This window comes from Pseudomaricurvus sp. ABR4_320, from assembly GCF_056159445.1.
In genome coordinates, this window is sequence record NZ_JBSWVF010000003.1 from 77,002 (window position 1) to 93,023 (window position 16,022).

At 50.0% G+C, this 16,022-nt stretch carries 12 protein-coding genes; 2 read left to right on the forward strand and 10 right to left on the reverse strand.

Annotated features, from left to right (window positions below):
• Positions 1-11 precede the first annotated feature (11 nt).
• Both ACXAFR_RS06655 and ACXAFR_RS06660 read left to right on the forward strand, forming a co-directional pair.
• A complete protein-coding gene (locus ACXAFR_RS06655; RefSeq protein ID WP_475174168.1) occupies positions 12-1,376 on the forward strand; it encodes a sigma-54-dependent transcriptional regulator in 1,365 nt (454 codons plus the stop codon).
• Between the two features lie 93 nt (positions 1,377-1,469).
• The gene (locus ACXAFR_RS06660; RefSeq protein ID WP_475174171.1) at positions 1,470-2,012 is read left to right on the forward strand and encodes a GspH/FimT family pseudopilin; all 543 of its coding nucleotides are present in this window, start codon (positions 1,470-1,472) and stop codon (positions 2,010-2,012) included.
• 42 nt (positions 2,013-2,054) lie between these two features.
• Here ACXAFR_RS06660 and ACXAFR_RS06665 read toward each other — a convergent pair whose 3' ends face one another.
• The 10 genes from ACXAFR_RS06665 to ileS form a co-directional block, all read right to left on the reverse strand.
• Positions 2,055-2,513 carry a type IV pilin protein gene (locus ACXAFR_RS06665; protein WP_475174174.1) on the reverse strand — a complete coding sequence of 153 codons (459 nt, stop codon included), beginning with the start codon at positions 2,511-2,513 and terminating at the stop codon, positions 2,055-2,057.
• Positions 2,514-2,552: 39 nt separating this feature from the next.
• On the reverse strand, positions 2,553-8,144 hold the full coding sequence (locus ACXAFR_RS06670) for a pilus assembly protein (RefSeq protein ID WP_475174177.1): 5,592 nt from the start codon (positions 8,142-8,144) through the stop codon (positions 2,553-2,555).
• Between the two features lie 20 nt (positions 8,145-8,164).
• The gene (locus ACXAFR_RS06675) at positions 8,165-8,839 is read right to left on the reverse strand and encodes a pilus assembly PilX family protein (RefSeq protein WP_475174180.1); all 675 of its coding nucleotides are present in this window, start codon (positions 8,837-8,839) and stop codon (positions 8,165-8,167) included.
• Positions 8,836-9,999 (reverse strand): PilW family protein, encoded by a 1,164-nt coding sequence (locus ACXAFR_RS06680; RefSeq protein WP_475174183.1) that lies wholly within the window; start codon positions 9,997-9,999, stop codon positions 8,836-8,838. The genes ACXAFR_RS06675 and ACXAFR_RS06680 overlap by 4 nt, the downstream gene beginning before the upstream one ends.
• Positions 9,999-10,481: a type IV pilus modification protein PilV gene (gene pilV, locus ACXAFR_RS06685; protein ID WP_475174188.1), complete on the reverse strand. Its 483-nt coding sequence runs from the start codon at positions 10,479-10,481 to the stop codon at positions 9,999-10,001. Before pilV ends, ACXAFR_RS06680 begins: the two co-directional genes overlap by 1 nt.
• A 15-nt stretch (positions 10,482-10,496) precedes the next feature.
• Entirely contained in the window at positions 10,497-11,069 is a 573-nt protein-coding gene (locus ACXAFR_RS06690) for a GspH/FimT family pseudopilin (protein WP_475174192.1), read from the reverse strand.
• Between the two features lie 150 nt (positions 11,070-11,219).
• Positions 11,220-12,182, reverse strand: coding sequence for a 4-hydroxy-3-methylbut-2-enyl diphosphate reductase (gene ispH / locus ACXAFR_RS06695; RefSeq protein WP_475174194.1), 963 nt, complete (start codon positions 12,180-12,182; stop codon positions 11,220-11,222).
• 30 nt (positions 12,183-12,212) lie between these two features.
• A complete protein-coding gene (locus ACXAFR_RS06700; protein WP_475174200.1) occupies positions 12,213-12,662 on the reverse strand; it encodes an FKBP-type peptidyl-prolyl cis-trans isomerase in 450 nt (149 codons plus the stop codon).
• A gap of 10 nt (positions 12,663-12,672) precedes the next feature.
• Positions 12,673-13,173, reverse strand: coding sequence for a signal peptidase II (gene lspA / locus ACXAFR_RS06705; RefSeq protein WP_475174206.1), 501 nt, complete (start codon positions 13,171-13,173; stop codon positions 12,673-12,675).
• Entirely contained in the window at positions 13,166-15,970 is a 2,805-nt protein-coding gene (gene ileS, locus ACXAFR_RS06710) for an isoleucine--tRNA ligase (RefSeq protein ID WP_475174212.1), read from the reverse strand. The genes lspA and ileS overlap by 8 nt, the downstream gene beginning before the upstream one ends.
• Positions 15,971-16,022: the final 52 nt, after the last annotated feature.

Consider the following 16,022-nt stretch of genomic DNA (forward strand, 5'->3'; position numbering starts at 1 on the left):
ACGAGGACACCATGGCGGAAACCAAGGCACTGATCATCGACGACGAACCGGATATTCGAGAGCTTCTGGGAATCACTCTACAGCGCATGGGTATCGCACATGACGCTGCGGCGACCATCGCCGATGCCAAGGCCCAACTGGGGCGCAACAGCTACGACGTATGTCTGACCGATCTGCGCCTGCCAGACGGCGACGGTATCGAGCTGGTCAGCTGGATTCAAAGCCGCATGCCGCAACTTCCCGTCGCCGTTTTTACCGCCCATGGCAATATGGACAGCGCAATCACCGCGATGAAAGCCGGCGCCTTCGACTTTATTTCGAAGCCTGTCGGACTCAACCACTTACGAGCGCTTATACAAACCGCACTGAGGCTTGGCGACAACGTTGCACAGCGCAAAACAAGCGAATTGTTGGGTGAGTCTGCGGGGATGCAACGTCTACAAAGGCAAATTGCGAAAGTTTGCCGCAGTCAGGCCCCGGTCTATATCAGCGGAGAATCAGGCACCGGAAAAGAACTGGTCGCCCGCGCAATTCACTTCCAGGGGGTGAGAGCCGACGGCCCCTTCGTGCCCGTAAACTGTGGCGCCATCCCCAAAGAACTGATGGAAAGTGAATTCTTCGGCCATAAAAAAGGCAGCTTTACTGGCGCCAGTGGCGATAAACAAGGGCTGTTCCAAGCCGCAAATGGAGGCACTCTGTTTCTGGATGAAGTTGCCGACTTACCCTTGGAAATGCAGGTTAAACTGCTCCGCGCCCTACAGGAAAAAGCCGTGCGTCCCATTGGCTCTGATAAAGAGATTCCCATCGATGTGCGGATCCTCAGCGCCACCCACAAAGACCTTGCCAAAGAAGTCGAGCGCGAGAAATTTCGCAGCGACTTATTTTATCGTATCAATGTGATTCGCATTGAAATTCCACCGCTCAGAGAGCGCAAAGAAGATATAGAATCCCTGGCGAACTTTTTCCTCGACAAATTTGCCCACGAAATATGCATGGCTCCGCCCACGCTGACAGAAGCCGCTCTGGCCACACTTAGAGAATATCCGTTTCCAGGCAATGTACGAGAATTGGAAAACATTCTCGAGCGTGCCTTTACCCTCTGTGAAGACGATCAGATTGACGGCGATGACTTACAGCTGGCCTCGCCAACACCATCCACTCAAGACACCAAAGGCGCTTCTTACAATCCCGGCAATCTTGAAGAAGCGGGTTCCCTGGACGACTACCTGGAGGAGATCGAGCGAGAAGTCATCATCAATGCATTGGAAAAACACCGCTGGAACCGAACCGCTGCAGCCAAAGCCTTGGGAGTCAGCTTTCGCTCGTTTCGCTATCGTTTAAAAAAGCTGGGATTGGACAGCGACGCAGCGTCCTAGCGTGAAAAATAAAACTTGGTTCTTTTGACGGATCGAATTTCACGGCAACTGACGTAAACTGGCTTTCTCATTTACCACGGAAGGTAGAGAACCATGAAAAGCCACGGATTTACCCTACTAGAACTCCTCATCTGCATCACCATCATTTCCATTTTGCTGCTGACGGCAGCGCCTGGATTTAGCTCGCTCACGACACGCAATGAAGCGGACGCTATCGCAGCCGATGTTTATAAAACACTGCAGTATGCTCGCAGTAAAGCGCAACACCATAATCAAACCTATTCACTGTGTGGATCCAACGACGGAATGACCTGCAGTCGCGATTGGGAAAGCGAGCTGATTGTCTTTGATGACGCGAACGGCAATGATCTGATCGAACCCGAAGAGAAAATATTTACTCAATCCGTTTCAAGCAACAAAGTGAGATTGCAAACCCGACTGGGGTTTGGACTGACCACGGCCCAATTTGATAATTTGGGTCGCGCGCCGATTACCGGCAGCATCCTTGTCTGTGAAAAATCTCTCGGCGCGGAAGCGACACCCAGCCGGAAAATCACCTGGAATGGCGTTGGCCGCCCCTATTTGCTGGAGAGCCAAAGCGCCGTTGAAAAGAAGTCGTCGATGAAATGTTCGTAGAGCTGTCACACCATTCTTGCCGCGACAGAGATCTCTTTTCAATTACCAACACTGCTCTTTATTCTCAGAGCCACCAGATGTAACAGCTGTTTTAACGCCGCGATGATTGAGGGTAAATCTGGCACAGTCACCATCCCCGGCTTGGGGACCGCCGCTCACGGGTAACGCCGTCAAGGTGAAGCAATTGTTCTTTGGCGAGGTCGTGCAGCTGCCCTCCCCATCATTATCCCCGATGGTGATGGTGTAGTACTCTTCTGGCGACAACAGAGTCCCGGAATCACCGCCAATATTGTCCACATCCGTTGTGTATCCATTGTTCTGAAAAAAATATCTTTCCTGAGCGGCAGCGGCGGCACTCAGCGCGGCTTTGGCATCGGAACGTCGCGATTTAGTGGCGCTGTCTTGATAGGAAGGGATAGCAACAGCGGCTAAAATTGCAATAATCGCGACGACGATCATAATTTCCACGAGTGTAAAACCAGATTCATCTCTGTGTGTCATAAATCACCTTTAAAGATCGATACATAAGGGCGACAGAACTTAAAGTCCGGCATCCCAGTCGATTCGAATTTCCCGCCAGGACTGACGGCCAAAGGGCGAGGGTTCGGAATTGATCTGCAGGTTTGAAGGAACCCCTTTATCGTCATTTGGCGTCACAGCACCGTCCACCGCATCGGAATTATCTTCCTTACCAACGGGCAACATAGTGAGAGAATTTGTCGTTCCAAAGTCTGTCTCCACCAGTGCGCCATCGTTGTAGGTTGAATCTGTATTTGTTCCTATCGCCGCGTAAGGGGATGCCGTGCCCGTTAAATAATGCACGCCAGTAATACGGGAGAGTCCAATTTTTTCGCACTGCTGAGTGGATGGCGAATATTCAGAAAAAATCACACTCGAACCTTGAAAGTTTGTAGAACCCAAAGTTCTTGAACCACTGTTGGTATTACCCGTCAACGTCAATTCACGATACCAACCGCTCTTCTGCGAAATGGCATCCCGTAATTCTTGCCAACTTTCAAGCTTGTTACCATCAACATAGACATCTGCTCCGCCATCCGCACAGGGCGACTCACAGTCTCGGATATAGTTGTCCGTTGAATAGGTATTTGGGTTTACGGAAAAGACCTGTATGTCCGTCGTATTTACCATATCGTTCGTTGAGACTGTACTGAATGGCTGCGGCTCAATAATGCCGTAATAGTGCTGTAATTCTGTTGTCGAATTGTCCTCTTCAACAATGAATCTACCGCTACCGGAATAGATCCAGCGATTACCCGAACCATCTATTCTCAACCGAGGCGTTTCGTAGACTGGATTATTGGTATCAAGCAAGGTATCCAGAACCGATTGCTCAATGGCACCAAAGGTTAATTTAAGACGCTTCAACTCTCCGTCTTGAACGCCGGAACTGGTCGCTACCGTACCGAAATACACAGCGTCATCTGTGTAGTCACCATCCCAGTCTTCCGCAATCAAATTGCCGACAAATGCATTGCTGTCAAACTCCTGAAAGCCGACGAAGGATTTAGACTTAAGATCAAAGTAGAATAATTTTGCGCTGTCATTACTCTCGGCATTCGATAAAGCATCAGAACCACTTGGACCAGACCCAAAGATTAAGTACCAGTCATTCTTATCAACCGTGTTGTTACCCCCACCCGAAGACGATGAACTCGAATCACTGTCTTCTCGCCGCTTCACGACTACCGCTCGAGATGTCGTGTAACCCCATGTCGGAAAGCCAAAGTGAACGCTGGCGGTTGCCGTTGCACCTGTGCCACCGGGGGGCGCAACCGTGACGCTTGCAGATCCGTTGTAGTTTTCACCCTGGCTGGCCACACCAATCGACTCTACCGCAAACCCCAATACCCCAGTAATATCTGCCGTCTCGGCACCAGAGCGAACAACGCTATCGACCGAGATGGCCGTATAATCGCTTCCCGACACGGCAACATTTACCGAAGTAATTGCGCCGCTTCCGTCGACACTCCCTACGGTTGCGACAGCACCCGTACCGTTGCCAACAAAGGCAATTGCATCGCCGACCGAGTAGCCACTGCCGCCAGAAGTAACCCCAACGGAGACCAGTTTTCCATCGGTTATACTGGTTTCCAACACAGCGTCGGTATATCCACGTGACGCCGTTACAGAAATAGTGGAGTAACCGGTACCATTGGCCGAAACAGATGCTCCAGTGACGGCTCCGTTACCATCGACAGATGTAACAACCACCACCGCACCGGAACCATCGCCTTCCACCGAAAGCGAATCCCCCACGGAGTAGCCGCTACCGCCATTGTTGATAACAAGATCGACCAATTCTCCCCGTTCGGCCAATACCGCTTCTGCGGTGAGACCTGAACCTGCACCAGATACCGTTACGAGCGGCGGTGATATATAGCCACTGCCCCCGCTATTCATCAGGATGTTGGCAAGTTCAGCGGGTGGTCGACGAACTTCAGCGAGCAGTTGCGGCGGCTTTTCTGGATTGGTTACATCAAGGATCAGATAGGACGAACGCATGGTCACGTTGTCGCCGTCGAGATCAATCTCACCTTCATCGCTGTTTGGGTCCAAGCTGTAGTCGCCGCCGCCAAAACGCATACCAACCACCAAAATCGTTCCCCAACCGTTGATATGGTCTTCGTCGTGGTCAAAGATATTCACCTCATAGACTCTGGGTGACCCGTCAACGTAATAGGTATGTTTGTAATCCGGCGAGGTGAGCCACTGTAAATGGGGAAGAACAGACATAGGAACATAGGCCCACAGCTCAGCCCCTAGAGGGTGAGCAACCTCGGAGCCCCCTTCCGATTGCAAGCGGTAGGATTTGGTCGAGGAATCGTAAAAACCCGCATTGAAGGCGTGCAACATACCATCGTTTCCGCCAACGTAGATGACCTGCCTTCTTTTCTCGTAATGCTGTCGAAATGCCGTGTAACTGTCGTCCCCATATAGAGAGTCGTACCCCGCTCGAGGCACACTAACCGACGTCGGAGCGGAATTTACAACATCTCCCAGCCGCCAGACTTCTTCGGCACCATCATCATCATAATCAACGGCACGGGTTCTATAGGTTGCGATTCCCTCCTCACCACGGATGAAATTTATGATGTCTGTAACGGATTCTTTGTTGGTGCTATCAAGACCAAAATAACGAAATAGATCATTTTTGGATGGATCAAAAGTGTCTGCATCGAAATCTAACTGCTCAGAGTTGCCGACCATACCATCGTTATCGACATCAACACCGGACAGAATGTAGCGTCCCGTCGATGCGTTGCTCCCATAAGATGCACGTTGCACTTTGACTTGAGCGTTGGTCAACTTGCCCAGTTCATTGCGGGCATTCCAGATAAAACCGAACTCATTGTGATCAATTGTCGGTTCCTCTGACCAGGTTTCACCATCGTCCGACGAAGAATAACGATGGACTCGCGTTTGCTTACTGGCTGTGTCGTACTCGAAGACCGCTCTGTAATCGACGTCATATCCATCCAGTTTTCCCTGAGTACCTGCATTTGGGTTATCTTCCCGAAAGTAATTGTTACTGTCGTAGAAAATGCCATGAAGCTGACCCGCCCACTTAATCTGGCCGGTTGAAGACGCCTCAAATACGGGATAATAGGTGCCCTGAAAAATAGCGCCGTCACCAGATGCACTATTGGATACCACGGCCGCAGCTGCACTGCTGGTCGTGGAACTTTTAATCGAGGTTAAAATCGCATTTAGTGCGGTTTTTAACAGGGCCGGATTGGAGAGCTGATAATAGTTGTCCGGAACACCGTCACCAATGTAATTTCCATCGGCGCCTTTTACTGCGTTGCCTTGGCTGTCTTTAATATCCCATTCCAGGCGACTATCCGGCTCGCCGTTATTATTAATGTCATTAAAGCCACCGTATTTCGCAGCCAGATAAAGAGGGCGAGGCAAGAGCGACGCGACCGATGTACCCGGCGTAAACGTATGGCTCTCACTGGTAACGCCTGATGGCCGAGACTGCCCTGCATTTAGGCTATCGAAGTTCTTGTTACCCGGGCGCATCGCCCAGGGTGAAACAATTCCATCGGAACTGGCGGTCCCCGTAATCGTATAGCTAAGACGCAAAGCAAAGCCCGCCGCAGCATAGACTGGCGTGGACGTAAATTTAATTTCATTACTATTTACGCCACCACCGCAAGCAGAGCCAACGCAGAACTGGAGCCGTTGTACAACATCTGTGTCGTAGTCGAGCCCCCAGTGGGAATCCTCCCAATACACCAAATAACTTGCGGCGACGACGTCCCCATTCGCTTCCGTCATGCTTTCGATCTGAACATCCACCAAACTACAGCCTTGCCAACCACTGCTCGACGCATTCGCGTTACCATTGGAATTTGATTGGCAAGCAGGCAAAAAACGAATGGGACTCCCAGCAACGTTGACCGTGAAACTGGGTAAACTCTCTGCCAGTTCCACCATGTAATTGTCGACTTGCTGACTGTCATCAAAGCCAGTCTGTGTACGCAAATCCTCCGTCTTGGCGTAATAGGCTAAGCCAGCAATGTCATAGGTGCCACGCAATGCAGGTCGCTCTGGACAAATGCCTGTCGCGTCAGAAAGATTCGTTAGAACGCGAGGCGCACAATTTTCATCCGTACCTCCGGATAAATAACTGCCAGCGAAACTGCCCCCAAACTCCTGCAAGCCAATCGAATTGGTATAGATGTCAATGGATGAGGCGCCACTTAACCCCGGCAAGTCGGCAGCGGAGCTAAGATCGTCACCATCAAAAGAGTTCATGCCGCTGGAAAGCATGATGAACGCACATTGCGAGCAGGCTTCGTCGATATCGTAAGGATCTTCCCAACTGCTAATCCTGGAAAGAGGCAGATAACCAGAATCACTGCCATCAAACGCCGCAGTCGGATTTTTATTTCCCGCCAAATAGCGAAGACCTTCAAGATAAATCTCCGCCAGCGGATTACCCCAATCAGCGCACTTACGATTCGAAGCGGTACTGGTTAAAAATGTATTAACGGTAATACCTGCAGAATTGCAATCTGCGTACACATTACCCGAGGTAAAATTATTACCAGCGACCTTTAAAAGATCCAGGTTATAAATAATACCCTGCACACCGGTATTTATAACGCCTGTGCTCAGATTGATTTCATCTTTGGAAGGATCATCGTTACTCGCAATTTTTGAGATCTGTTTGCGAAGTATGCCGCCCTGGTGATTCTTTATATAGCTGCCTGTAATTAATCCAAATCGGCGCTCACCATCCTCACCATTTTCCTGCAGTAACCCAACAGGCTTCAAAATATCATCTGAAGCATCGTCTATATCTGATCCCGGATAGGCTGCACAACTGTCTTCGTCTGCATTGACACACGCCAGCACCCTAACGGTCATTGCCTGAACTAATTGATAAACACTCTGAGCGGGAGACGTGGACTGATTGTCCCATTGGCATTGCTCGCGTTCCCCTGCCGACCACTGGGGCCACTGCCCTCGAGCGATACGTATTATGGGAGCCGCCCAAGTACCATTACCCGAGGTGACATTACAAATACTTAGGTCATACGTATAAGGTGTAAAGGAGCCGACATCACTGCCACTGTATACTTTGACAAATGCATGTACATCGCGATTTAAGTGTGCGCGCTCGAGTACGGTCTCTGTTTCTGAATCTGTGGATCGCTTACCGCCGTACAATACGCGGCGAACAATATCCATTCGGGTCATCGTAGCCCAATTTAAAAAATTGCCACTCCACGCGTTAGCGGTATTTGCAGTTCCCATCGCCGGACACTTGTGGGAGTCTCCCGAATGAATGCCAGGTTCGAAGCGATTACTGCCGCTGTTAAAGGTGTAGCAATAACTCGAGTCAAAGTACCCGTAGTAATCAAAATCGTTGCGATAAGTTGTATCTTCTTCTGTTAAAATTCCCCCTTCCAAATTAGAGTAGTCGTTGTAGGCTTTTTTAAATAACTCATGATCAACTGAGAGACCAAGCAGGATCAACGGCTCTGTCGATTCCGACAAAATGGGAGGCTCAGAAAAAAAGTCCTCATTGGTCGCTCCCACGGCAGATGTAGAAACCAAAGAGGCGATTAGTGCAACAGTTGAGCCGATGATCTTAGTCATTGCTTTACACCCTCCGATCATCAGTTCGTTTTTTTATAGGTAGATTGCAACATTACGATAGCATCCGCCGTCGCACCACGACCCAACGCGGTTATTCTGAATTGCGGCATACAGAAGTCTTCTGAAGTGGCACAAATATCAAAAGTACTCTTATTGGCATAACACTGAAATTCGATAATATAGCGACCTTCAGTGGCTTCTGAATTACTCAGAGAAACCTCGACGCTTTTGGTGCCAGATTTTTTTGAGTTCCACACATTGGCGTATCCAGTTTCCGTACTCCACTGCCATGCAGAGACCTCTTGAACATTCAACTTCTCGCCGCATTGCGAGGGCTTAAGACTACTGGTAAAGGGATCGGCGGGATCATAAAATGCACACAGTCCATTATCACAATTCACATTAAAGCAATTAGCGCCCGTACATCCGTCAACAAAATCATCTTGATTTAAATTCGTTTCTTCGATCCAGGTTTCCGCGACTCTCAAACTCTCTTCAGCGGCTTCGAAGGCTACGCCTCTGTCTCGAAAGGAAGAAGCCATTTTTAATTCAAGACTGGTTCCTCCCATCGTGGACAACCCCAATATGGTGACCACCGCAAGCAGAACCAAACAAATAATAAGCACAACGCCCTGCTCCCCGCGAGGCGATGCAACACTCTGACTTGGCCCAAAACGACGTAGAGACTGATTCATTTCACCAACGCCTGATTTCTCAGTAAAACTGTCGAAGCCAATCGCTGGCGTAAGAAACGATCTGAATAGGTTGTCCCTTTAAAGGTAAAGGCAGTATCTTCCGGCCATACAGGATCAATCGAGCGCATCAACAATTCGACTCGTGCGGATACCACTCTATCCCAGGTCATCACACCCGTTCCGTTTATTTCATCCGCTGTCACATACTGATTTGCCTGAGCATCAAACGTCGTGTCAGTATCCAAACCATAGCTAATTTGCATATTTTCCACGCCAATCAGCAGTTCTTCCGAGATAGTTGCAGCGCTGTTGGATTGAGCTTGAAGTTTTTCTCTATATAGCGCAGGTATGGAAGCATCAATACTTGACGGCCCTAAATAATAGGCATTCGCCGTCATACGATAAATAACACCGCCGTTACCAAAATTCTTTGACGTTAAGCCAGTTGTTGCGCTGCAACTCCCTACCCCAAAAAGATCTTTTACACAGTTACCAGGAGAGACACTATTCCCTTTGTTGTGACCAAATTGCGCCGCGTTACCATTATTATTCTGTTGCGTATTTTGAAAAATACTGACTTGAGAACAATCATTGCTCGTAGCAATCATTATTTCTCCTTTCGACACGCTATGAGTCCCGAGAATTTTAATAACTGCAGAGGAATTGGTGTTCGTAGAAGATTCATCAATCACCATAGATTCGTCAGTTTGAGCAAAACGAGCCACAAAAGAATCTGGCTGTTTTTCATCGCCCGAAGACCAACTTCCGGCATCCCACATATCAGATCGAAATTCTGTTGGGAATTGTGAGATCGCTTCACTTCCATCCCACCCTTCTAAACCAAAACCACTAAAAAATACGTCAGTGCTATCAACAACATTCGCAACATTTGTGGCCGCTCCACAACCACTGTACCCTACCATTCGCAGGTCGTTACCTAGCTCATCCATCGCAAAACGCACATTCTCTTGAATAAAACTCAGCTCGTCGGCCAATCGAAATTTGCTTTTGTTATCGACCATCATCTGTAAAACACCGGCCAGAACCAGCGATGCGATAAACATGGATACCAGAAGCTCGACAAGGGTGACGCCCAACTGTCGACTTATCGGCAGCCTATCAAAATGATCTGAAGAATTGGGGTTAGCATTTGGCGTCATCAAATTTTCCCTGCCAAACGCACATATTGCATTGATCCGGCTTTTTCAGCATTGTCTGCTGCATCAGCATTTCCACGAGCGTCTTCAAACCGCACCGCTACACTGGCCTCTCCGCTTAGTGAATCAATCGTCACTTCGCCTTTACCAGAAGGTAGGAAATTTGCGACATCGTCACGCCAAGCTTCGAGATCCCATTTTGCCAATTGCGCACTGGTACAGCTCTGGCTCGTACAGTCTTTTGCACCACTGGGCGTATCGGTAAAATTCACAGCGTAAGATGTCAATGCATCTCGATTGCTGCGCATTCTTTCGAAAATGTCTTCCGCCAAATAGGTTGCTTGAGAATATAAGTAGGATGTATTTGAAAGTTGAATTGCATTGTTTTGTAGACTAGCCATCCCCAATAAGCCGATAGCCAAGACAAAAAGGCCGATCATGACTTCGATCAGCCCAACGCCCATCTGTTGAAATTTCATCATCATTGCTCTAACACCAGCTCAAGAGCACGACAGTGCTATGGGATTATTACTGGAATCGACCTGAACATAGTCCGTCGATCCTGAACGTCGAGAGCCTATTGCTCGGCCTGAGCGAGTGACGAGAACCCCCCTTACTTCATTATTGTCAGGCGTACAAATAGCAAATACTGGTGTTCCGGTCTCTGGTGTGTCTAAGCCTCCGCGCCCGGAAAACCTCAAAAAATCGTTTGACGCTTCCAAATCATCCATAGCGGCAATGGCATCGTGAACTCGAAGAATTTCTTCTCCGCTTTCAACAACGCCGTTCGTACCGCCAGCCGTGTCGAGAAACATGATCCATCCTTGATTCCAGTCTCCCGCTGAACTACAGGTCGCACCGTCATCACTTTTGCACAAACTCACCGCACGATTGCGCGATGCAGCCTCTTGACGTGCAAGAGCAATATCTCTGATCAGATCTTTTTGTACTGCTTCAACACGACTTCGTTCTGTTGTTGACTGAAAAGACGGTACTGCAACCAGCATCAGAATAGAGGCAATGGCGATTACGACCATCAATTCAATTAAGGTAAATCCGTAAAACCGCTGCATGACTTTCGCTAAAGAATATTCGCTCAGTCATAGGTATAGCAGACGAAAAGGGGAAGTGCGGAATGGGTCCGACGAGTGTCACACTCGCCGGACAAACGGTTTTCTTATAACGAAAGGAAGGGAATTGTAGGGGTTAACGCGTGAACTGGATCACACCTTGCCAGCAACAGACTCGCGTAGCTCTTTGGGTAAAGAAAAGCGAACATTTTCTTCGATACCACCCAATTCGGTGACGTGCAGAGCGCCACAGTCGACAAGCTTATCGATCACGGCCTGGACGAGTACCTCCGGCGCAGATGCCCCGGCGGTGATACCTACACGAGTAACGCCCTGAAGCCACTCAGCGGAGATATCTTCTGGTCCGTCGATCAGATGAGCGCCAACACCACAGCGCTCTGCCAGCTCCCTCAGACGGTTGGAGTTGGAGCTGTTGGGTGAACCAACCACGAGAACTAAATCGGTTTCCAGAGCCAACTGGCGCACTGCATCTTGACGGTTTTGAGTGGCGTAACAGATATCATCACGTCGCGGTCCGACAATGTGAGGAAAGCGAGCCCGCAGCGCATCAATGACCCTAGCGGTATCATCCATCGAAAGGGTTGTTTGGGTAACATAGCTCAGTCGAGTTGGGTCTTTGACGTTCAAGGTGGCAACGTCGGACTCATTTTCAACCAGATAAATTGCGCCTCCTGCCGATGCATCGTATTGGCCCATAGTCCCCTCAACCTCGGGGTGACCCGCATGACCAATCAAAACGCACTCAGTACCTGTTGTTGAATACCGGGTCACTTCCATATGGACCTTCGTGACCAACGGACAGGTGGCATCAAAGACCTTTAAGCTGCGTCGCTCGGCTTCCAGACGGACTTCTCTAGACACCCCGTGAGCACTGAAAATGACAATGACGTCGTCAGGCACCTCGTGTAGCTCTTCAACAAATACAGCCCCTCGCGCACGGAGATCATCAACGACAAATTTGTTGTGAACGACTTCGTGACGCACATATATGGGTGCCCCAAAGACTTCTAGGGCTCGATTGACAATATCAATCGCTCGATCAACACCGGCACAAAAACCCCTGGGATTAGCGAGGTTTATGGAAAGCTCCGACATGGGTGTTCCTCAAAATCTATTCAGGCGGGATCAATGGGTCGCTGCCGGCACGACGTCAATAATTTGAACGTCGAATAACAGAGTGCGGCCAGCAAGAGGGTGATTGAAATCGATCGTGACAAAATCGTCATTAAACTCCGCCACAACACCGGGAAGCTCCGTGTTTTGAGCATCGGCAAAAGACAGTACCAATCCCTGCTCCAACTCGATATCCGCGGCGAACTGCTGGCGAGGGATTTTTTGCAGATTATTGGGGTTATTTGCCCCGAACCCCTCTTCTGGCGGAACGGTAAACGTTTCTGTGGTCCCCGCCACCAATCCGTAAAGCTTACGCTCGAACCCGTCCGGCAGATTGCCATCGCCCACGGTAAACTCAGCGGGTTCGCCACCAAAATTGGAGTCAACCACGTCACCATTTTCCAACTTAACGGCGAAATGCAAGGTCACCCGAGTGCCCTCGCCAATGGAGAGTTGAGTCATAGCAACGACCTTATTCTGCTTGCTGCGGCGCCTGCTTCGACGAACGCAGTGATTCAAAGATTAGAAGTCCGGCACCGACACAAATGGCGCTATCCGCCAAATTAAAAGCCGGCCAGTAGTATTCTTTGTAGTGTACAACGAGAAAATCCACCACGTAGCCCAGTATAACCCGATCATAAAGGTTACCCAGTGCTCCACCGAGAATAAGCGCCAGAGCCAGAGCCTCGAGGCGTCGGCCAGGGCCTAAACGCAACATCCAAATCGCAATAAAGGCACTGACCAGCACTGCGACAATTCCGAAGAACCAACGCTGCCAGCCGCCAGCGTCACTCAGAAAGCTGAAGGCCGCACCCGTGTTATGCAGCAGTGTGAAGTTGAAAAAGGATGTGATAACCCAGGGCTCACCATAGGTTAAATGGGTACTCATCCAGTTTTTCGTCGCCAGATCCAGCAGAATTACTACGAAAGTAACGCCAAACCAGGGCCAGTTGCGGGCAATTGAATTAGGCAAAATGACGACTCTCACCTTCACCGACAATATTATCGACACATCGCTGACAGATCTCCGGATGTTCAGGATCCGAGCCAACATCCTCACGGTAGTGCCAGCAGCGGACACATTTAGTGCCAGCGGCTTTATCGATTGCGACCTTTAACCCCTCGATATCCGTTGCGACGGCGCCGTCAACACTATCGGTAGTCACGCGAACCTCAGAGGTAATCAGCACAAAGCGCAACTCATCGCCCAAGGATGTTAGACGCTCAGCCATGTCTGGTGTCGCACATAGAGTTACCGACGCCTCCAGAGAGCCTCCGATCACGCCCTCATTGCGCTGGCTTTCCAATACACGATTGACCGCTGTTTTTACCTCAGCGATGAAAGGCCAGAAGCTGTCATCAGCGATCACCTGTTCCGCGATCGGTAAGTCAGGCAGTGCATACCACTCTGCAGTGAAAATACTGCCAGAACGCTCACCAGGTATTGCCGCCCAGATCTCATCAGCGGTAAAGCTCAAAATCGGCGCAATCCAGCGAACCAGTGCTTCCACGATATGATACAGCGCAGTCTGCGCTGATCGGCGAGCGCGGCTCTCCTCACCTGTGGTGTATTGCCGATCCTTGATAATATCCAGGTAAAAGCCACCCAGATCAACAACACAATAATTGTGCAGTTTCTGGTAGATCGTGTGGAACTGGTAGTTATCGTAGGCTGACTGTATCTCCTTTTGCAGGCTCGCCGCTCTCTGAATCGCATACTGATCCAGTGCAATCAACTCTGCCATGGGCAGCCCATCACGGGCGGGGTCGAAGCCACTGAGATTCGACAAAAGAAAGCGAACGGTATTGCGTATGCGGCGATAGGAGTCTGCGGTACGCTTGAGAATTTCATCGGATACGCGCATTTCGCCACTGAAATCCGTCGCCGCAACCCACAGCCGCAGAACATCAGCACCGAGGTCATTCACCACTTTTTGCGGTGGAATCACATTGCCAATGGACTTGGACATCTTGCGTCCCTTCTCGTCCACGGTAAAACCGTGAGTCAACACCTCATCGTAGGGAGGGTGGCCGTGCATCGCCATGGAGGTTTTCAAAGACGATTGAAACCACCCCCGATGTTGATCAGACCCTTCCAAATAGAGATTGGCGGGATAGCGTAAATCTTCCCGACGGGAAAGAACCGAATAATGGGTAACCCCGGAATCAAACCAGACATCCAATGTATCCGTCACTTTACTGTAAGCATTGGCGTCATCACCCAGCAACGCCTCGGCATCGAGGTCGTACCAGGCGTCTATCCCAGTCTTCTCCACTTCTTTTGCAACAGCTTCGATCAGCTCGGCCGTGCGTGGATGCAGCTCCTGTGTCTCCTTATGGATAAACAGTGCAATGGGAACGCCCCAGGTTCTCTGCCGCGAGATACACCAATCTGGGCTCGACTGCAGCATACTATCGATTCTGGCTCTGCCCCAATCGGGAATCCACTTAACATTCTCCACCGCCTCCATGGTGTCTGCCAGCAAACCACCTTTGGTCATACTGATAAACCACTGAGGCGTCGCCCGATAGATCAATGGTGTCTTGGTTCTCCAGCAATGTGGATAACTGTGAGAGAACTGAGCTTTGCATACCAGCGCACCATGTTCTTCCAGACAGGCAATGATTTTTTCGTCTACTTTGTAGACATGCTCACCGGCAAAGCCTTCCACCGAATCCCGGTAAACGCCGTAATCATCGATATAGTTTAGCGTTTCGAGCCCGTAACGCTTGCCGACATTAAAGTCGTCAACGCCATGATCTGGTGCGGTATGAACACAACCGGTACCTGCATCGGTGGTCACGTGTTCACCGAGAATGACAGGAACGGTTCGCTCATAGAACGGATGCTGTAACAACATACCTTCCAATTGTTGCCCTTTCGCCCTACCGACAACGGCGCCTGAGTCCATTCCAGTTCGGGAGAAAAAGGTCTCTTGAAGCGCTTCGGTGATAATCAAGCGCTCCTCACCACTTTGAACCACAATATAGTCCAGCTCTGGGTTCAGACTAACCGCCTGACTTGACGGTAAGGTCCAAGGTGTCGTGGTCCAAATAACGACAGAAATTGTGCCCGTACCGTCAAGGCCATCAAAGCGCTGAGCGGCCTCGCTCTGATCAACGAGCCGATAGCGAACATCAATGGAATAGGATGTTTTGTCTTGATATTCAACTTCCGCTTCAGCAAGGGCTGATCCGCCAACCACACTCCATAACACGGGTTTAAAACCGCGCTGCAGATGTCCGCGCTCAATGATCTTGCCGAGGGCCCGGATGATGTCGGCCTCGGTCGAAAAATTCATCGTAAGATAGGGGTTGTCCCAGTCCCCCAAGACGCCAAGGCGTACGAAGTCGCGCTTTTGGCCATCTACCTGCTTGCGAGCATACTCGCGGCACTTTTTGCGGAAGGTGGAATAATCCACTTTTACGCCTGCACGGCCGACTTTTTTCTCAACATTGTGCTCAATCGGCAGTCCATGACAGTCCCATCCAGGAACATAGGGAGAGTCATAACCACTGAGCGTCTTGGATTTGACGATAATATCTTTGAGAATCTTGTTGACCGAATGACCAATATGTATGTCGCCATTGGCGTAAGGAGGTCCATCGTGGAGAATCCACTGGGGTCGACCGGCCCTGGCTTCACGAATGGCAGCATAGAGATCCTCACTCTGCCAACGCTTTAGCGTGGCTGGCTCTCTCTGCGCCAAATTTGCCTTCATGGCAAACCCGGTCTTGGGAAGATTCAAAGTCTGTTTGTAGTCCGTCATAATCCTGCTTTCAGGTGGCTGTCATCAGTGCCGACAGGTCACTGCCGCGCCT

Coding starts and splice junctions, on each gene's coding strand:
- ileS (WP_475174212.1), bottom strand. CDS start 15,970: ATGACGGACTACAAACAGACTTTGAATCTTCCCAAGACCGGGTTTGCC.
- pilV (WP_475174188.1), bottom strand. CDS start 10,481: ATGATGATGAAATTTCAACAGATGGGCGTTGGGCTGATCGAAGTCATG.
- ACXAFR_RS06700 (WP_475174200.1), bottom strand. CDS start 12,662: ATGACTCAACTCTCCATTGGCGAGGGCACTCGGGTGACCTTGCATTTC.
- ACXAFR_RS06670 (WP_475174177.1), bottom strand. CDS start 8,144: ATGACTAAGATCATCGGCTCAACTGTTGCACTAATCGCCTCTTTGGTT.
- ACXAFR_RS06680 (WP_475174183.1), bottom strand. CDS start 9,999: ATGACGCCAAATGCTAACCCCAATTCTTCAGATCATTTTGATAGGCTG.
- ACXAFR_RS06655 (WP_475174168.1), top strand. CDS start 12: ATGGCGGAAACCAAGGCACTGATCATCGACGACGAACCGGATATTCGA.
- ACXAFR_RS06690 (WP_475174192.1), bottom strand. CDS start 11,069: ATGCAGCGGTTTTACGGATTTACCTTAATTGAATTGATGGTCGTAATC.
- ACXAFR_RS06660 (WP_475174171.1), top strand. CDS start 1,470: ATGAAAAGCCACGGATTTACCCTACTAGAACTCCTCATCTGCATCACC.
- ACXAFR_RS06665 (WP_475174174.1), bottom strand. CDS start 2,513: ATGACACACAGAGATGAATCTGGTTTTACACTCGTGGAAATTATGATC.
- ACXAFR_RS06675 (WP_475174180.1), bottom strand. CDS start 8,839: ATGAATCAGTCTCTACGTCGTTTTGGGCCAAGTCAGAGTGTTGCATCG.
- ispH (WP_475174194.1), bottom strand. CDS start 12,182: ATGTCGGAGCTTTCCATAAACCTCGCTAATCCCAGGGGTTTTTGTGCC.